At 34.5% G+C, this 16,503-nt stretch carries 17 protein-coding genes; all 17 read right to left on the reverse strand.

Annotated features, from left to right (window positions below; all coding sequences use genetic code 11):
* Positions 1 to 17: 17 nt before the first annotated feature.
* The 17 genes from BACFIN_RS10265 to BACFIN_RS10205 all read right to left on the reverse strand — a co-directional run bounded on the left by BACFIN_RS10265 (position 18) and on the right by BACFIN_RS10205 (position 16,499).
* The gene (locus BACFIN_RS10265; protein ID WP_007753070.1) at positions 18 to 1,175 is read right to left on the reverse strand and encodes a glycosyltransferase family 4 protein; all 1,158 of its coding nucleotides are present in this window, start codon (positions 1,173 to 1,175) and stop codon (positions 18 to 20) included.
* On the reverse strand, positions 1,153 to 2,364 hold the full coding sequence (locus tag BACFIN_RS10260) for a glycosyltransferase family 4 protein (protein ID WP_007753072.1): 1,212 nt from the start codon (positions 2,362 to 2,364) through the stop codon (positions 1,153 to 1,155). The genes BACFIN_RS10265 and BACFIN_RS10260 overlap by 23 nt, the downstream gene beginning before the upstream one ends.
* A 1-nt stretch (position 2,365) precedes the next feature.
* Positions 2,366 to 3,298: a glycosyltransferase family 2 protein gene (locus BACFIN_RS10255; RefSeq protein WP_007753074.1), complete on the reverse strand. Its 933-nt coding sequence runs from the start codon at positions 3,296 to 3,298 to the stop codon at positions 2,366 to 2,368.
* Positions 3,295 to 3,642 (reverse strand): SGNH/GDSL hydrolase family protein, encoded by a 348-nt coding sequence (locus tag BACFIN_RS23300; RefSeq protein WP_007753077.1) that lies wholly within the window; start codon positions 3,640 to 3,642, stop codon positions 3,295 to 3,297. The genes BACFIN_RS10255 and BACFIN_RS23300 overlap by 4 nt, the downstream gene beginning before the upstream one ends.
* A 79-nt stretch (positions 3,643 to 3,721) precedes the next feature.
* Positions 3,722 to 4,186, reverse strand: coding sequence for a hypothetical protein (locus BACFIN_RS23305; protein WP_007753079.1), 465 nt, complete (start codon positions 4,184 to 4,186; stop codon positions 3,722 to 3,724).
* A 5-nt stretch (positions 4,187 to 4,191) separates the two neighbouring features.
* Positions 4,192 to 5,103, reverse strand: coding sequence for an MBOAT family O-acyltransferase (locus BACFIN_RS20760; RefSeq protein WP_232281652.1), 912 nt, complete (start codon positions 5,101 to 5,103; stop codon positions 4,192 to 4,194).
* Positions 5,003 to 5,518, reverse strand: coding sequence for an MBOAT family O-acyltransferase (locus BACFIN_RS23310; RefSeq protein ID WP_007753089.1), 516 nt, complete (start codon positions 5,516 to 5,518; stop codon positions 5,003 to 5,005). Before BACFIN_RS23310 ends, BACFIN_RS20760 begins: the two co-directional genes overlap by 101 nt.
* On the reverse strand, positions 5,508 to 6,818 hold the full coding sequence (locus BACFIN_RS10250) for an O-antigen ligase family protein (protein ID WP_007753090.1): 1,311 nt from the start codon (positions 6,816 to 6,818) through the stop codon (positions 5,508 to 5,510). Before BACFIN_RS10250 ends, BACFIN_RS23310 begins: the two co-directional genes overlap by 11 nt.
* Before the next feature lie 9 nt (positions 6,819 to 6,827).
* Positions 6,828 to 7,955: a glycosyltransferase family 4 protein gene (locus tag BACFIN_RS10245; protein ID WP_007753094.1), complete on the reverse strand. Its 1,128-nt coding sequence runs from the start codon at positions 7,953 to 7,955 to the stop codon at positions 6,828 to 6,830.
* A gap of 60 nt (positions 7,956 to 8,015) precedes the next feature.
* Positions 8,016 to 8,516 carry a hypothetical protein gene (locus BACFIN_RS10240; protein ID WP_007753096.1) on the reverse strand — a complete coding sequence of 167 codons (501 nt, stop codon included), beginning with the start codon at positions 8,514 to 8,516 and terminating at the stop codon, positions 8,016 to 8,018.
* Positions 8,503 to 9,579, reverse strand: a complete 1,077-nt coding sequence (locus BACFIN_RS10235; RefSeq protein WP_230325626.1) for an ATP-binding protein — start codon at positions 9,577 to 9,579, stop codon at positions 8,503 to 8,505. The genes BACFIN_RS10240 and BACFIN_RS10235 overlap by 14 nt, the downstream gene beginning before the upstream one ends.
* Before the next feature lie 240 nt (positions 9,580 to 9,819).
* Positions 9,820 to 10,959 carry an ATP-grasp domain-containing protein gene (locus tag BACFIN_RS10230; protein ID WP_007759963.1) on the reverse strand — a complete coding sequence of 380 codons (1,140 nt, stop codon included), beginning with the start codon at positions 10,957 to 10,959 and terminating at the stop codon, positions 9,820 to 9,822.
* Between the two features lie 2 nt (positions 10,960 to 10,961).
* Complete coding sequence (locus BACFIN_RS10225; RefSeq protein WP_007753103.1) at positions 10,962 to 11,702, reverse strand: PIG-L deacetylase family protein; 741 nt, start codon at positions 11,700 to 11,702, stop codon at positions 10,962 to 10,964.
* A complete protein-coding gene (locus tag BACFIN_RS10220; RefSeq protein ID WP_007753106.1) occupies positions 11,687 to 12,805 on the reverse strand; it encodes a glycosyltransferase family 4 protein in 1,119 nt (372 codons plus the stop codon). The genes BACFIN_RS10225 and BACFIN_RS10220 overlap by 16 nt, the downstream gene beginning before the upstream one ends.
* A complete protein-coding gene (locus BACFIN_RS10215; protein ID WP_007753108.1) occupies positions 12,802 to 14,079 on the reverse strand; it encodes a glycosyltransferase in 1,278 nt (425 codons plus the stop codon). Before BACFIN_RS10215 ends, BACFIN_RS10220 begins: the two co-directional genes overlap by 4 nt.
* A gap of 21 nt (positions 14,080 to 14,100) precedes the next feature.
* A complete protein-coding gene (locus BACFIN_RS10210) occupies positions 14,101 to 14,964 on the reverse strand; it encodes a polysaccharide pyruvyl transferase family protein (protein ID WP_007753117.1) in 864 nt (287 codons plus the stop codon).
* On the reverse strand, positions 14,964 to 16,499 hold the full coding sequence (locus tag BACFIN_RS10205) for a lipopolysaccharide biosynthesis protein (protein WP_007753119.1): 1,536 nt from the start codon (positions 16,497 to 16,499) through the stop codon (positions 14,964 to 14,966). Before BACFIN_RS10205 ends, BACFIN_RS10210 begins: the two co-directional genes overlap by 1 nt.
* Positions 16,500 to 16,503: the final 4 nt, after the last annotated feature.

The following is a 16,503-nucleotide window of genomic DNA, read 5'->3' on the forward strand; positions in this document are numbered from 1 at the left end:
TTTAAGGGTATATGGTTTTATTTTTCAGCCACAGTTTCAATGGCTTTAAATATATTTCTTGCTGTATTCTGTGGATTATATTTCTGTTCAATTTTCATAGATTCTTTCCCAAAAAGTTCCAAATCAACTGAATGAAAATAAGACAAAGCATACAATAGAGAAGCCTTGTTCAAGGTATCAAACAACACCCCATTCTTCCCTTCATGTACTAGTTCCGGATGGCACCCATTATATACAGAACACGCAATAGGGAGTCCACAGGCCATTGCTTCTGGAACAACCAAGCTCCAATTATCTTCCAATGTAGGAATCACAAAGACGTCAGCAACGGCATAATATTCACTTATTCGAGAGTAATCAATATTTCCAACAAAAGATATAGAATTCATAAAGCCATATCCTTGTACGAAATCATCAAACAAAGGACCTTCTCCTACAATTAGAAGATGGTCATTAGGATGGCTCAGAATATGCTCTTTCCATGCATCCAATAAATAAGCAACTCCTTTCAGAGTTATTAATCGACCAACGTATAAATATATAATTTCTTTCTTTTCGATATGTAGTTCCCTTTTAAAAAACAATCGTTCTTCGGGTTTTATCATCTTTACCTTTTCCGCCAGATGCAAACTATCCGCGCACATTGCTCCTGTAAAGATCACATTTTCAGAAACTCCTTGTGATACCAAATATTGTTTGGTTAAAATTCCATTCACAACATAACCATCTACAAATAAGTTAACAAATTTCCGATACATTCGTCTCCATGCCGGACAATTTCTCTCTGTATGAGCAGTGCGTTCATAAGCTATCAGTATAGGTTTTCTATTAAAAATAGCATACGCCAAAGCCCATGGGGTAAACTGGAAAAAGCCTTCTGCAATAACAATATCAGCTTTTACTGATTTAATTAACCGATACAGCCCCTTCGGAAAAGGTAAAGATATTCCGGAATTTGCAAAACCATCCTTTTTCCCAATAGATACATTTTTTTCGGTCAATAAACCTAAAGCATTTCCTTTTAAAACACTTTCTATCTTGTCAATGCATCTTTGAGGTACTCGTTGCTTACTATATATCAAATGAAAATTATTTTGATATAATTTATTCAACTCATCATACAAAGGTATACGATAGTCTAAAAAAGAAGGATTAACCCAAAGGACCTTTTTCATTTTTATAATCTTTTATTACACTCACATAATAGTTTTCCATAAATTGCATTACAGCTTCAAATGAGAACTTCCCCTGTATTTTGTACAATGCGTTCTTTTTCATCTCAGTCACACTGTTTTTGTTCATCATCAATGCTTTATAAATGCACTCTGCCAATTCTTTCGGAGCATGAGGTTCAATCAGAAAACCATCTTTTTTATCTGTTACTATTTCAGTCATTCCTCCATTTCGGCTACCTATTACTACATTACCCGCCAACATAGCCTCCAAACAAACTAAAGGCATATTTTCCCACCACGACGGGAAACAAGATATTTTAGCTTTTGAATAGAGGTTCTGTAATTCTTCGCGAGGTAAATTTCCTTCAAAAGAGCACCAATCAAAATGATTGTCTGTCACATAACCTTGCAACTTCATCGCATAAGTCCCCCATTTCCCGACAATCTTCAAAGTCACCGGAATATTTCGTTCTCTCAATATACGACAAGCTTCGATTAAATCTCCAACCCCTTTCCCTTCCATTACGGTTCCTACATATAGGATTGAATTTTCGACATAATCTATTTTCTCCGTTTTCCACTTTGAAATTTCGATAGGATTATATATGACTTCTATATTGCCGGTCATGTCGGGAACATATTTTAAAAACCAATCTTTCAGACTGGCAGAACAAGAGGTAACATATTTAAATTGGGATAAAATAGAAAGTTCCCTTTTACCGATCCAATAATCATAAAAAGTTCGAATATTGAACTTCTTTATACTAAAATTACTCCTGTCAAGCAAAGTTGGTGTATGAAGGCGGATAACAACCGGTACATGGCACTTTGACAAATAATATGCTTCTGCACCATATTCTGCCACTTCGATTATATCTACGTCTTTCAATTGTTCTATCTGCCGTAGTATTTTCTTTCTGTAAGAGAAAAACCGATATAAACAACGCATTTTCTTGATTAAAGAAGATTTTTCTATTTGTGGTAATATAAAATCTCCACCGGATAACCGGATCACTCTTATTCCATCCTCTTTCCGGTCACTGAAAACACGTGTATCATCAGAAGCACAAATGACTGTAACAGAATGTGCCCGACGTATCAAATTTATAGCCATCTCATGTATATACGAAGCTATCCCTCCACCTCGCAAAGTAGGTGGATATTCTCGGCAAACAAAAACAATATGCATATTATCTTAATTTATAAAACAAATAAAGAGAAAGTTTATTGGGCAATAAACCTAAACAGACTATAGGAAAAAAGGACTTCAATGTTCCTCCAAATACAACAGCATGGAATGCAACGCTAATAGCCTGATGTCCTTTCTCTACTTCAATTAAAGTCACTGCGTAAATTTTATACCATTTTATAATGAATGCCTTAAACTGTTGTTTAAAGCTTCCTTCTTTCATATCAGCATATAAACGTAACAGTTCATTCAATATATATTTTTCCCCTCCTGACCTCATTTTTATTTTACTAACATCTGTATCTGAAGCCGTTTCAATATAATAGGCTAAAGGGCGTTTGGAATAAGCTATTTTATTGTGAATTGCCAATCGCGCCCAAGTCAGCAAATCCTCTCCAGATTTTATACCGACAGGAAAGCCGCCTATGGCCTGTATAGCTTCTTTCTTAACCATTATTGCAGAAGTCCATATTGGAGAATGCGAGCAACTTACCACTTCAAAATAATTAGTCAAGATTCCTTCTTCTTCCTGAAAAGGTAACTTACGAATTATCGTATTTTTCATTATTCCACTAACGTCCTGAAATACATAATTACAAGCATAAACACTGCAATCTGAATATTTTTCATATAATCCATACTGAGTTTGCAAGTACTCTTGATCCCATTTATCATCCGCATCAAGGAAAGCGATTAAATCATATCGTGCTTCTTCAATCCCCTTATTACGAGCAGCAGAGACTCCTGCATTCTTTTGATGAACAATTCGAATACGAATATCGTTCACTTTCTCTACTTCCTGTACACTGTTATCTGTACTACCATCATCTACTACTACAATTTCAAAATTTTGGAAAGTCTGCCGCAATACAGAATGTAGTGTATTTACTATTTGTTTTTCTTTATTATAAAGAGGTATTACTACTGATATCATAAATCACATTCAAACAATTCTATAATTTTGTCACTAGCCACTTTTTGACCTTGAGGATTTAAATGGATAGGATCAAAGAATAATTCATATCGCTCTGAATACTCCGGATTCATATCCCAATAATAAATAAAAGGAGAACTCTTCGCTTTATCATGGAAATAGTTTATTATCTTTTCATATTGTTCTGGTTCATATTGATTTAATAAATTCGCAATAGGAGTATTCACCAATATCACTTTTATATTTTTTTCAACCAATAGTTGCAAAGTTCGTTCAAAAGTTTCCATCAATTCCGGTTCAAAAGCTATATGCCTTTGTTGCCCTTTCGTTATCTGTTCTCTCAAATCCTCTACCTTTAAGAATCCACTTTTATAATTACTCCAATCATGCCGCCATCCCCTTATCGAACTATTAAGAAGTGCATCAGAATAGCGAGTGGAAGCAAAACAACTTGTGTAGCCAATAATCGTATCGGTCTGTATTATCATAAATATATTGATCAATATTTTTTTCGTCCATAAAAGGATAAAATAATTTATAGGAATTGCTACTTAATCCTGTTCCTGTAAACATAAACTGGTCAACGCCATAAAGTACTATTTTCAAAGAATCACTATAAAGGGATTCAAGATATTGTTTCACCATCTGGTAACGGTCAGCTACATTAACACCTTCCCTGCAATATTTTGAAATTCTACAATTCAATGCAGTTTCTAATTTTGCTTTATCAGTGGCTAACATTAGATGTGAATGCCCTATCAACAGCACTTCCGAATGTTGATTGAGACCAAAATAGCGATTCAAACCTTCATTTATAAATATTCCCAACCCCCTATCAACAGCAATAAACGCTATTATATACCAAAAACATAATAGAATTTTCTTCATTTGTATCAAAATTGGAAATAAACAAATTGTTCACTACTTACCCCAAACAGAGCAATACTCAATAATAGAATTATAACTTCATAATTGCTCTTCTCCTTACCTATTTCTTTATAAGACAAATACTCCCGCAAAATAAAAATAAGCAATAGAGCCATAGTCAACATAGTAGTAAACATAGAACTTCCCCAATAAAAAGGAGAGATTAAATTTGTACAGATATGCACAACCGTATTCCAAGCAGTACCACTATCTTCTATACGGAAGAATATCCAGGCAAATGTTATCATTATAAATACATACAAATGGTAAATAATATTCGGACGTTTAGGACCACAATAATACTCCAATAAATAGAGTAACGCATGAATCATTCCCCATAAAATGAAAGAATAGGTAGCTCCATGCCAAACTCCGCTTAAAAGAAAGACCGTAGAAATATTTAAGATCCAACGTGCTTTATTGACGCGATTTCCTCCCATCGATATATATACATACTCGGTAAACCAAGAGGTTAAAGAAATATGCCATCTTCTCCAAAATTCTTTAAAAGAATTGACGCAATAAGGAAGATTAAAGTTCTCCATCAATTTAATCCCCATCATCCGACCTGAACCAATTGCCATATCGGCATAACCACTGAAATCAGCATAAATCTGAAAACTGTAAAAAACAGCAGTTATAGCTAGCGTACTTCCAGTATGAGCCTCCGGATTACCGTAAATCATATTCACATATTCTGCAAGTCTGTCTGCAATAACAACTTTCTTGAAAAGTCCCCATATAAATAATTTTGCTCCTGCTATAATATTATCTTCATTAAATAATAGCCTCTCTCGCAATTGTGGTAACAGATTCCTTGCCCTTTCGATAGGACCGGAAAGTAATGTTGGGAAAAAATGCAACAAATAATGCCACATTAATAAAACTAGTTTCAGGTTTTATTTTTCCACGATAAATATCAATGCTATATGACAGGGCTTGAAAAGTGAAAAAAGACAGTCCTATCGGCAATAAAATAGAATCATTAAAGAAATAAGCATATTTGAAAAAAATCAAAACCAATAATGATAGCAAAATACTGACTGCAACTGCTTTTTTACCACTTGATCCTCTTTTCTGCTCACTAATAATCCATATTCCCCCAAAATAATTAACTAAAGTGATATAAACTAATAATCCAACAAATCCTATATGTAAATTGGCATAAAAATAATAGGATGCTACTAAGAGCAAGGTATTTCTAAAAAGTAACCCCGCCCACTTATTAGTTATCCACAGCATAACTAATATCACTAGGAGAAACAATAAATATTGAGGAGTATTAAACAACATCTTTTTTCATTTTAGTACCTACAATCAATCCCAACATCATTCCATAAAAGCCGCAAGGATAAGAAAGTGTAGCCATTGTATAATTAATCACATTATCTGTATACATAGTCAATAATGTTCCGGCAGAAGAAGCTCCTGCTGTAATAGCGCAGATATGCACGGCTATTCCATAACGTTTATCTTGATAAACGCTAAAACAATGGAAAATCAGAAACAAAAAACTCCCCCCAAAAAGAGCAATTCCTATTATCCCATTATCACATAAGATCTGTACATAATCATTATGACATATTCTAATAGTACCAAACGGATGTCTTAATGCATAAAATGTCTCTTGCAAATTTCCGGTCCCTGTTCCGTACAACTCTCTATTCTGATAAAACTTATTCAATGACCACTCCCACATAGCAAAACGTCCATTACTATTTATATCATCTATACTAATCTCTCCACTTCGTAGTGTTTGGATACTTTTATTATCATTTTTATAAAACATCTTTTCTTTGATACTTGGAATAAAGAAAATTGTAATAATGAATAAAAACAGACAGCCAACAATGACAGGTATAGACTTCAGTTTATACCGAAAAAAGAAAAAGACCATCAAAGCCAATGTAGTTCCCATAATACTTGTACGAAATACCCATAGTATACATGGAATCATAAATAATATAGCTAAATAGAAATTGATCTTCTTATGTCCACTATGGTAAAAAAGAGCCAACGAAAATATACACATAGAAATGAAGTGAATAGCACTAGCGGTACTATACCAGAACACACCGGGTACGAGAATACCTATTCCTGGAACCACAGCAAAAATAAGGCAAACTACCGCTACCCATCGAGCATACAATCCTGCTTTTAGAAACACTTCCCCGTCACGTACCACAGCCGAAGCAAACAGCATAATACACAATGGGTACAGATATTTCAGAATAATCCGGAAGCCATAGGAAGGAGCAGGAGAATAAGAAAGTCCTATCAGTAACCAAGCGATATAAAGCAAATAGAAAATACTCACCGCACTCCATACCGGTTTCCGTTTCACCACAAACAAACCTATCAAACAAAGGCTTTCAAGTACTAAAAGCCGGATAGCCATCAAGTCGAGTGCTCCCGGAGCAGAAAGCGCTAACAAGCCGGTAGAGAAAGTTAACGTCCAAAACAACTCCGGACCATCGAAACTAAGCATTTGCTCCTTATTTAAAGGGTGGCGCACTTTTCCTGCACGCTGAAACAGAAACTTAATGCCAAAGCCTGTGATAATAATGAAATAAAAATAATTCAATAGATACATCCGGATAAATCAATTTATATGTTTTATACGTTCGTATAAGTTACAAAATGCCGTGGCATATTTCGCAAAACTGAATTGTGATACATACGAAACTGAATTTCGGGAAAGCTGGATAGTCCTCATCCTGCTTTCCAATAAGGATTGTATTTTGGCAGTCATATCTTCGACATCTTCTACCTGATGCAAAAGTCCTGTTTCTCCATCTTTTACAACTTCCGGCAATCCTCCGGTATCTGAAGCCACTACCACGCAACCGCGAGCCATACCTTCAATAGCAGTCAGTCCAAATCCCTCACTACGTGATGGCATTAAGAGAATATCAATCCGGTCATACAATGATTGCAGACAAGACTGTTCCTGTCGTCCCATCCATTCAACACTATCATTCACTCCCAGTTCTATCGCCTGCTCTTGCATTATACTCCTTTGCGAACCGTCCCCCACCACTAATAGCCGAATGTCCGTATATTGTTTTTTCAATTTGGCAAATGCGGGGACAACCAAATCCATCCCTTTAATCCGTTCCAAACGGCTAACTACTCCTAATGTGATTTGTCCGTCAGAAAAAGGTTTCTGTTCCTCGCGAATATGAATATAAGGTGGCAAGGCATTGTAAATGGTGAAATGATTTCGTTTTTTCAATATTGTGCTTGAGTTATAGAGTTCTGCACTCCCGAAAAAAGACTTTTCCGCACGCATAGTGATACAGGTGAACACACGCACACAGTACTTCTGAACAAAGTGTATCAAACGAAGATTTGGATAAATATCTGCTGCCGTATGTGTGGTGGCAATAATATTCTTCATGCCCAACAACCGTAAAAGAAAAATGGGGATAGCTCCCGGAGCCATATATTGTACATGGGCAATATCCGGTCTCTCATTTTTTAAGACTTCCCTTAGGCCCTTAAATAAAAACAGGATACCTTTCCAGCCTCCTATTCGTGTACCATCCGGGCTTAAACAAATTACTTTGCTACCATTATCCTGATAGCATTGTACCATTGCCAGAGTATATTCAAAGTAACAGGCTACTATAACCTGATGTCCTCCTTGTACTAATGCACGCACAAGATTCAGTGTTTGTATCTCCGTGCCTCCGGTAAGAAGGCACGGTATAGTTATTAAAATTTTCACAGAAGATGAATAATTAAATGCAGGAACGCTATCCTAAAAAAATAAGATTATTATATGAAGTTATATTTTATCTTTTTGACCGTTCTTCATTCCCCGTAATTCGCAAAAATAGGGAGACGCTGCAAATTCTTTTTTTGCTTTTTCCATAATAGGATTTGACTTATTAGCAGGAAAGGAAGCCGCTACAATTCTTGCTTTTATAATTTTATTACTCGGATGAGCAAACAAAGGATTTTTTAAGGTCTCACGTATTTGGTCTATCGCATGAGAAACATCTTTCCCTTTCAATTCAACAAATATTTCGTTCCAGGTTTCATCATCACCTTCTTCATTTTTATCGACCAGAATCAGTTTATCGCATTTCTGTCCTTTCGTAATGATATAACCATCCACATTAAACAAAGTCGTTTTTTGATTATTTGATACTTCAAGCGTATATTTACGTCCTTGTTCAGATGTAGCTAAAACTTTACGGTATTGCAAAGGTTGCGAGGGAGTAAAACCGGCATTAGTCAGTACCTCATAAGTGTTGGCATGTTGCTTCATTTTAATCTTCGCCATAAAGCACTGCATTTATCCGAGCTATCTTGTCATCCACCCAATCGGAAACCCCGTCCAATTCATTTCCGCTAATCATCGTAATATCCTTGTCTATAATATCCGCAAACTTGCCATCTTCCTGAATATAATAGGCAGAATAAGCAGATAAAGGGAATAGACACTCTTTATTTACTATATTCCGCAATTTGTCAGACTTTGGCTTCGCGTCCATCGCATACGCCTCGGCTATAAGAACATTCAAAGTGGAAAGTATATAAGGGCTGTGTGTAGTCATAACCAACATACTATCTCCCCTACCTTTAGGCATGGCCTGTTTCAAAGCACAAACCAGATTGATAGTAAGATTCCTCTGCGAATCCGGATAAAGATTCTGCTCCGGTTCTTCAATAAATAATTGAACCGACTGATATTTCATCTTATTTGATATGCTTTTAAGCATTTCATTAGTCAGTTCCTTATCTTTGCCCAAATACCTTGCCAATGTGTTTGCCAAGTCGTGTTTACTGACACTTGCATTTTTACCCACAAGACCGGTGAAATAATCAACCATTACATCTAACGGCATGGCAGACTGCACGCCACTGGAAGCATAATAAGCCGGTATCATCTTATTCTCATTAATCAGTCGGACCAAATCGTTTCCACCATCATTGATATATTCTATATTGTCTGTAAACGACAATCGCTTAGGATGTTCTGCCGTATAGGAATCTTTCGCTTCCCCCCATTCAAAAATATAATTGAACAGCACATCACTTTCCGCAGACCGATACGATTGATCTATATTTCTAATTACAGACACCAAATTACGTTCCGAAGGAATGAAACTTAGTTTAGTATTATACCTGACTGTTTCAAACTCCGGTTTCCGCAGAATCTTCACATCACTGAGAATATTCTCCATCGTGATTGTGATTGTATCGCCTTCATAACGGATAGAACTTGCAGATGAAAAATAAGAGTCATTAAACCGATGAAACTGTTTCATGCTTTTCAGGAATTTCAGATTATGTGTATATTGAGATATAGCTTCTTCATCAGATACCATAATCAGTTTTTCCATCCATCTACAAAAACATAAAATCTTCAGAAATGTACTTTTACCGGAACTTTGTTTACCAATCACTAACATAACTGAAGTCAAAGGTATTATCCCTGTATCAGTAATCGGACCTATATTTTTAATCTGTATTGTTGCCATCACTTAGTCTTTAGATAAACTATTGTGCGAATATAGCAAGAAAATATAGCAAGCGTTGTATTTTAACATATTTTGCGGATAGAATCCATGTAATATTAATATCTACCGACGTTCCCTAAAAGCCTGAATTTTCGTTCTTATTTTGTTTCTATAATAACAAATTGTAGGATTCAGATCTTTTAAATTAATATTTATGAAACAACGTGTCCTCAATAAATCACGGATCCACGTCGACAGTGATAACGCTCCATTCTTAACATAAAGAAAATCAATGGAATAATTCATCATATACACCTTACGGATTTGTTTTCTATCAATCTCCATATCCGGATTTACATACAAAGCATGAAGGTTGGCTCCAGAAGCTGTTGCAGCATAAGCTAGACCTTCATTCCTGAAATTTATTTCCATGAAATAGTTTTTATTTCCTTTATGAAGGAATTCCACACTAAAAGGACCATAATAATTAGCTCGTTCTAAGAATTTCTCTACGCCTGAAATATTAATATCATATTCTTTAATAGGTTGGAACAAGCCATACGCACCCGCTCCTATTAATTCAGGATAATGTCTAATTTTTCTTATTCCTCCTGCCAAATACATTTCTCTTTCAGTTCTTACTCCAATACAATCTATTTCATATTCTTTTTCTATAAACTCTTGCAAAATAAAATCAGAACAATGACTCTCCGCCAACAGAGCTTTCTCCATCTCTATTTTATTGTTGCAAATATGAATGTCACTTTTCTCACCTTTGGTACTATTTAAAGGTTTCAGCAAAATGGGATAATCCAATACCAAATCATCAAGATGTTCTGTTCTATGAAAATTTTGTGATTTAGGAACAACTAATCCGCATTCATTCGCAAGCTTACATTGCTTATCTTTATTAAATAAATCCCCAATCTGTTTCCCTCGTGCTGGCGTATAAAAGAAAGAAGCTAGTATAGGCTCATTTTCATCAATGAAAACCGCCGCTTCGTCAAAGCTACAAATCAAATATCTTTTTTTGCCCGTATCTTTCTTCAATTGTTCTAATATCGGCATGCAATCTTCAATCACAGTTATACGATATACAGAACTGTTTTTAAGGTACTTGCTTTCAGCTACAAAACAAACATCTTCATCACATTTAAGGATTAAAGTCTGTTCGATATTAGCCTCACCCAAACTACGGACAATACTTAATGTATTATTGGTGGAATCACCTATAATTATGGCACTATTAGATGTCTTCTTCATTCTCATCTTATCCTGAAATATAGTTCTTTATTCCAACGGGCAGCTTTAATAAAAACTTTCGGTAATACACCACTCCACGGATTTCCACAAGGAGCTTTAGGTAATATATATGTATCAATAGCTTGGTTCTTTAGCAAATGCTCTGCTTTTGTCATAGAAAGGGTAAAAGCATTCTTCCAATCTATATTCCAAGTGTTATAATACCAAAACCACACACAGTATTCATAAAGTCGAATATCACTGTTATTCTTTATTAGCTTTTGTATCATATTTCTAACTTGTAAATGATCATTCCATCCCTCTCCCTTATGAGGAACAAAAATTGAATTAGGTTGAACACCTTTTATTAAATCAGCCAATTTTTCTGTTTCCTGATACTCATAATGGATGTTTCCATCTTGATAATGCAAAAAATAGAGGTTTTCTTTAGTAATTCCTATTTGTTTGTTTGCTTTAGCAGCCAAATCTCTACGAGCTTCTATTAGTTCTGAATTTGATTTGGAACAACATCCCTTATGGGAGCCTTCACCACCTGTAAGTATTACTATATGAACTTCTTTACCCGCTTTTAACAAAGACTGCATCAATCCGGCACAACCGATTATTTCATCATCAGGATGAGGAGCCACAATCAAAACTTTAGAACCTGATAAAATTGTAAATATATCGGACCTCACTGAAGCCATCATACGAATTATTCCTATTCGTAGTAGTCTAATTACATCTTTTACAATTCCAAACATTGTTTATATACCTCCAATGTTTTATTTGCACATATCTCCCATGTAAAATTGGAAGCTTGTGCCGTGCTTAATTCTTTTAATGACAAAATATCTATAGATTTGTTTTCAAATCGCTCCATCCATTCACTCATAGATTGTATATCTTCCGGAGAAACATAGATAGCTGCTTCTCCCCCCACTTCAGATAAGGAACTGTTACGGCAAGTAATAACTGGAGTTCCTGACGCCATAGATTCTAATATCGGTAATCCAAATCCTTCATACTTAGAAGGAAAAAATGTTGCGCTAGCACTTGAATATAGTTCACCCAATTCTTTATTTTCAATGTCTGAAATGAAATGAATTTTATTCTTCATTTCATCCTTACTGAATCTTTCGACAATATCCATAGGCGGGTTTCTCCATACTAGAATCAAATCATGTTCAGGATGATGTTTTAAGAAGATTTCATAAGCCCTCAACACTGAAATTGTATTTTTACGTCCAATGTCACATGATACAGATAAAAAGAAAGGTCTATTTTGTGTATATTTATTAGATATATTCGTTCGAGGTCTGAACAATTGATGATCAACTCCCCAAGGACAAACATAAACCTTGTTTTCATCTACATGCATATATTCCACGATTTCTTTTTTGGAGTTTTCACTGCATGTTATGACAGCCTTACTTTTTTGTGCAAGCAAAGGATAATGTTTACGAGCATAGCCATGACCTAAAAAATCTTCCGGATAAGAAAAAAACATAGCATCATGAATCGTTACTATACATTTTTCCGGACGATGTACATATTCAAAGTTATGAGGTATGTGCATTATATCATATCCGGTAAACCATTCACGTATTGGAAATTTTGATAGTATCTTATTCCATTTCTCCCGATACGGCAAATATAGATGTGAATAACTGAAAGGTAATCCTGTATTACGTCCACCAATGCCTTTCATGTTTTGTGAATACAATTCTATCTCAAAAGGTAAATTATCTATATCTGCCAATGCTTGTAGCAATTCCAATGTAGTACGCCCTATGCCATTTACCTTGCCTGACACATAATAAGGAACTATGGAATTTACATCAATGAGAAGTTTCTTCTTTTTCACAATTTACTCTCTTTATATAAGTTTACTAAAGTCTTGCAATGTTCTTCAATAGATATTACACTTTTTCTTCCTGACATCTCCATTGAAGGAATAATTGAAACGTCATTGATGATATCTTCCATCTTAGCTTTTAAGGCTTTCGCATCATTAGGCTCCACCAACCATCCGTTCACTCCATTTTCAATTTGCATTTCCGCACCTCCGCATCTTGTTGCTAACACAGATTTTCCCATAGCTAATGCTTCGGAGATATTTAACCCAAAGATTTCTAAACAAATAGAGGGTAATACTAAAACATGCAGATTTTTTATCTCATCAAACACTTGTTCTGGTTCAACTTTTCCATGCCAAATAATACGGGAATCTTTTTTATATTTTCTCTGTAATTGAGCCATATATCTGCGTTCTCCCTTATTACCCGCACCACCTATCAAATGTAATTCCACATTACCTTCTGCCAAGCTGTTAAAAGCTTGCAGCAAGACATGAATACCTTTTACATAACAAATACGTCCTACATAGAAAAACTTAACACACTCATTTCCGATAGAAGAGAGAGAAGAGACATTGGAAGGTAGAGGAATACCATGTGGAATTACTATAATCTTTTTTTCATCCAACCCATTGCGTATCATCGCTTCTTTAATCGCATGACAAGGAGCTATCATGCGGGTACATCCTTCTACAATGCTTTGCCATTCTTTTTGTTTACAATTTATATATAACGCAGACTGTCCAATAGGAGTAATAAAAGGGATAAAAGGCTTAGCCTGCAATTTCTCCCCTAAAGAAATATATTGCTCCATTGATAACTGTTTCATAAATGGATACCAATACTTCCCACTCCGAACATTCCGTAATACACATGGCAGGCAGTTTGTATGAGATACTGAAACATTACAAATTTCGTCCTTGAAGTTTAACAATGTTCCCGCAGGACAAACTATTCCACCATGATGGGACGTTACAACAACAGGTATATGTAAGGCCTGTCCAATGGTACACATTAAAGCTTTCTGACTATGAGCATGAATGATATCAGGTTGGATAGCTTGTATCAATTGTTGTAGTTCTTCTTTCTCTATATTGCCAATTTCATACAAATCAATAGCCTTATAAGATTTCTTGCTTATGCCAATAGAATTATTGAGAAAAGAAAATATAGTAAGCAAGCATTGTTGCTTATTCATTTCATCAATAATATTTCTAACATAAACCTGCCCACCTCCATAAGTAGAAAAGAAATTACCGGAAGCTATTTGAAGAATATGCATTTCTATTATTTAAGTGAATTTCTAACAATTAAACTTTGCTGCTACTTTCAACATTAATCGGTTAAGATTTTCTTGCATATCGCGAATTTTTTCAATGGGCTTTAATGTCGTTTTAGCAATTAAAAAGTCCTCATCTTCCAAACCTGTTATTTCTATAAACTCTTCATTAATCCCAAGAGAAGAATAATAATCTTTAAACTTATAGTCATAAAAAGTTGTTGGCATTGTATTACGATCAACAAATCGGATATTGGGTATGCCATAAGAATCAGCGATTATCAATCCATGCAATGAAGATGATGCAATTGCATCACATTTTCTTATATTGGTAATTACATCTTTAGGATCTTTTAAAACATTTATAAATAGAGTATCATTACTGAATTTTTGTTGCCATAAGGTCAATTTAGGTGAATCCATATCAACAAAATGAGCTATAACCCCAAGACGATAAATGCGGTTAACATCTTCATTAAAAATTAAAGGCATTAAAATTCCAGGATCTCCTAATCTAATATCTTCTTTTCTTTGTTTCAAATTGGATAGAGTCATCTTTCCTCTTACTGCCAAAATTGTAGCATTAGGAAAATCGTATTTTTTTTCATCTCCGCCTGTACCGATAATATACCCTGAAAAATTATTGGGAATCCATTGCAATATAGATCCTGCTAAAATTATATCTGATTTTACATAAGATGTAACATAAACTGGCATCAATCCATAGTGTTTCAATATATATGGAGATAGGCAATCACCAAAATTATTTAAACCTCTGCCCCAATGAACTTTTACTAAATTGTGAAATAAATACTTTCCAACAAAATACCGAGGTATTCGATTGAAGAGCAAATATATTATTTCTTTCAAAATTAAAATAGCTTTCATTATTTTTTTATTTTTAAAATACGGAAAAGAAAAAATCTAAATTCTTTAAAAATTAGAGTCATGGCAACTGTTGACAATAGTGAATAAGTTATTACTATCATAAATCCGTCAAGAGACCAATCTAATATGCTCTTCGGATTGTTAACACTTAGTCCTATTCTTACAGATCTAATGCCCAAAAATGCAATCATTAAAGGAAAACAACACTTAAGCCATTTAATCCAATATTGTAATAAAGAAGCGTCAAATCCTTTCTTATACAGATAGTAAGGTTTCCATCCACATAAAATAACAATTAAACTAAAACAATTTGCAAATATAATACCGTTTAAAGACCAATAATATCCCCCTATAATTGCTACTATAATAAATATAATTGTTTGAATAATTGAGGACCATACATCACGAAATAATCCATATCCATATAAAAATTGTCCTATTGTACCTTGTGTCAATCTAATAAAAATATTAAAAAGGATTAGATAAAGAGTTATCCTACTAAGCACATACTGTTCCCCTAACCATATAATTATAAATGAATCCATTAAATAAAAAATAGGAATTACAATTAATCCGGCAAACCAAAAACGAATAGACGTTAATTCCCAAAAAACTTCAATTATCTTTTTCCTATTACCTTCTGCAATAAGATTTCCAATCCCAGCACTTGTACTGTTTAAGAAGCTATTCATTAACAAACTCAATTTATCTATTACTAAAGTATAATTTCCATAATATGTTACGATTTGTAATGAAGTAAATGCGTAAACAAAAAATGGTGATAATTGAAATTGCACAAAGTTTGCAATTTGATGTACAAACAATTGCTTCGTGTATTTCATCACCTCCGGATACTTCTTAAAAAGAATCCTTCCCTGACTGACTTCTGATCTCAACCACGGATATACCTGATTTATTTTCCAATTCAATATAAAGGAATAGATAATACCAAAAGAGAGTTCAACAATCACCCACAAATAGTAGTTTCCTGTATAATAGGCTAAAGCCATTTGAATGATTGTTTTTATAATAGTGGCCGTCTGAAAATAAGCAGTAACTACATAATTCTTCTGGTCAGCTCCCAACAAAGTCTGTTTATAGTTAGCAAAGTAACCAATTAAAGAAGAAGCGAGAAAAGAAAAATAAGCAAAGAAAATAAGTCCTAAATCAAACTCTGTATTGGGGAATATAAGCGGAAGAAAACAAGCCAATATACATCCGGCTATCAATATAATTTTTCCTATCCAACGGTATAAGTAGCCAAATACAGAAATAATCTCATTGATCTTTGTTTCATCGTGATCGAATAACGGCTTATAAAGTACGTAACCAATAGCACTGCCAATACCCAATTCTGCCAGATTGAGGAAACCTAACAGATTTTGCAATGTGCCTGTCAATCCGACAAAATCCGCTCCTAACGTATCAAGAAATATCTTTCGAGAAAAGAAAGATAATGCTAGAGTCAGGAAATAAAAAATAAGATTGACACGCGCGTTAAGCAAGGATTTCCTTACGCGAGATTCTTGTGACATAAAT

The sequence above is a fragment of the Bacteroides finegoldii DSM 17565 genome, assembly GCF_000156195.1.
Lineage (GTDB): Bacteria > Bacteroidota > Bacteroidia > Bacteroidales > Bacteroidaceae > Bacteroides > Bacteroides finegoldii.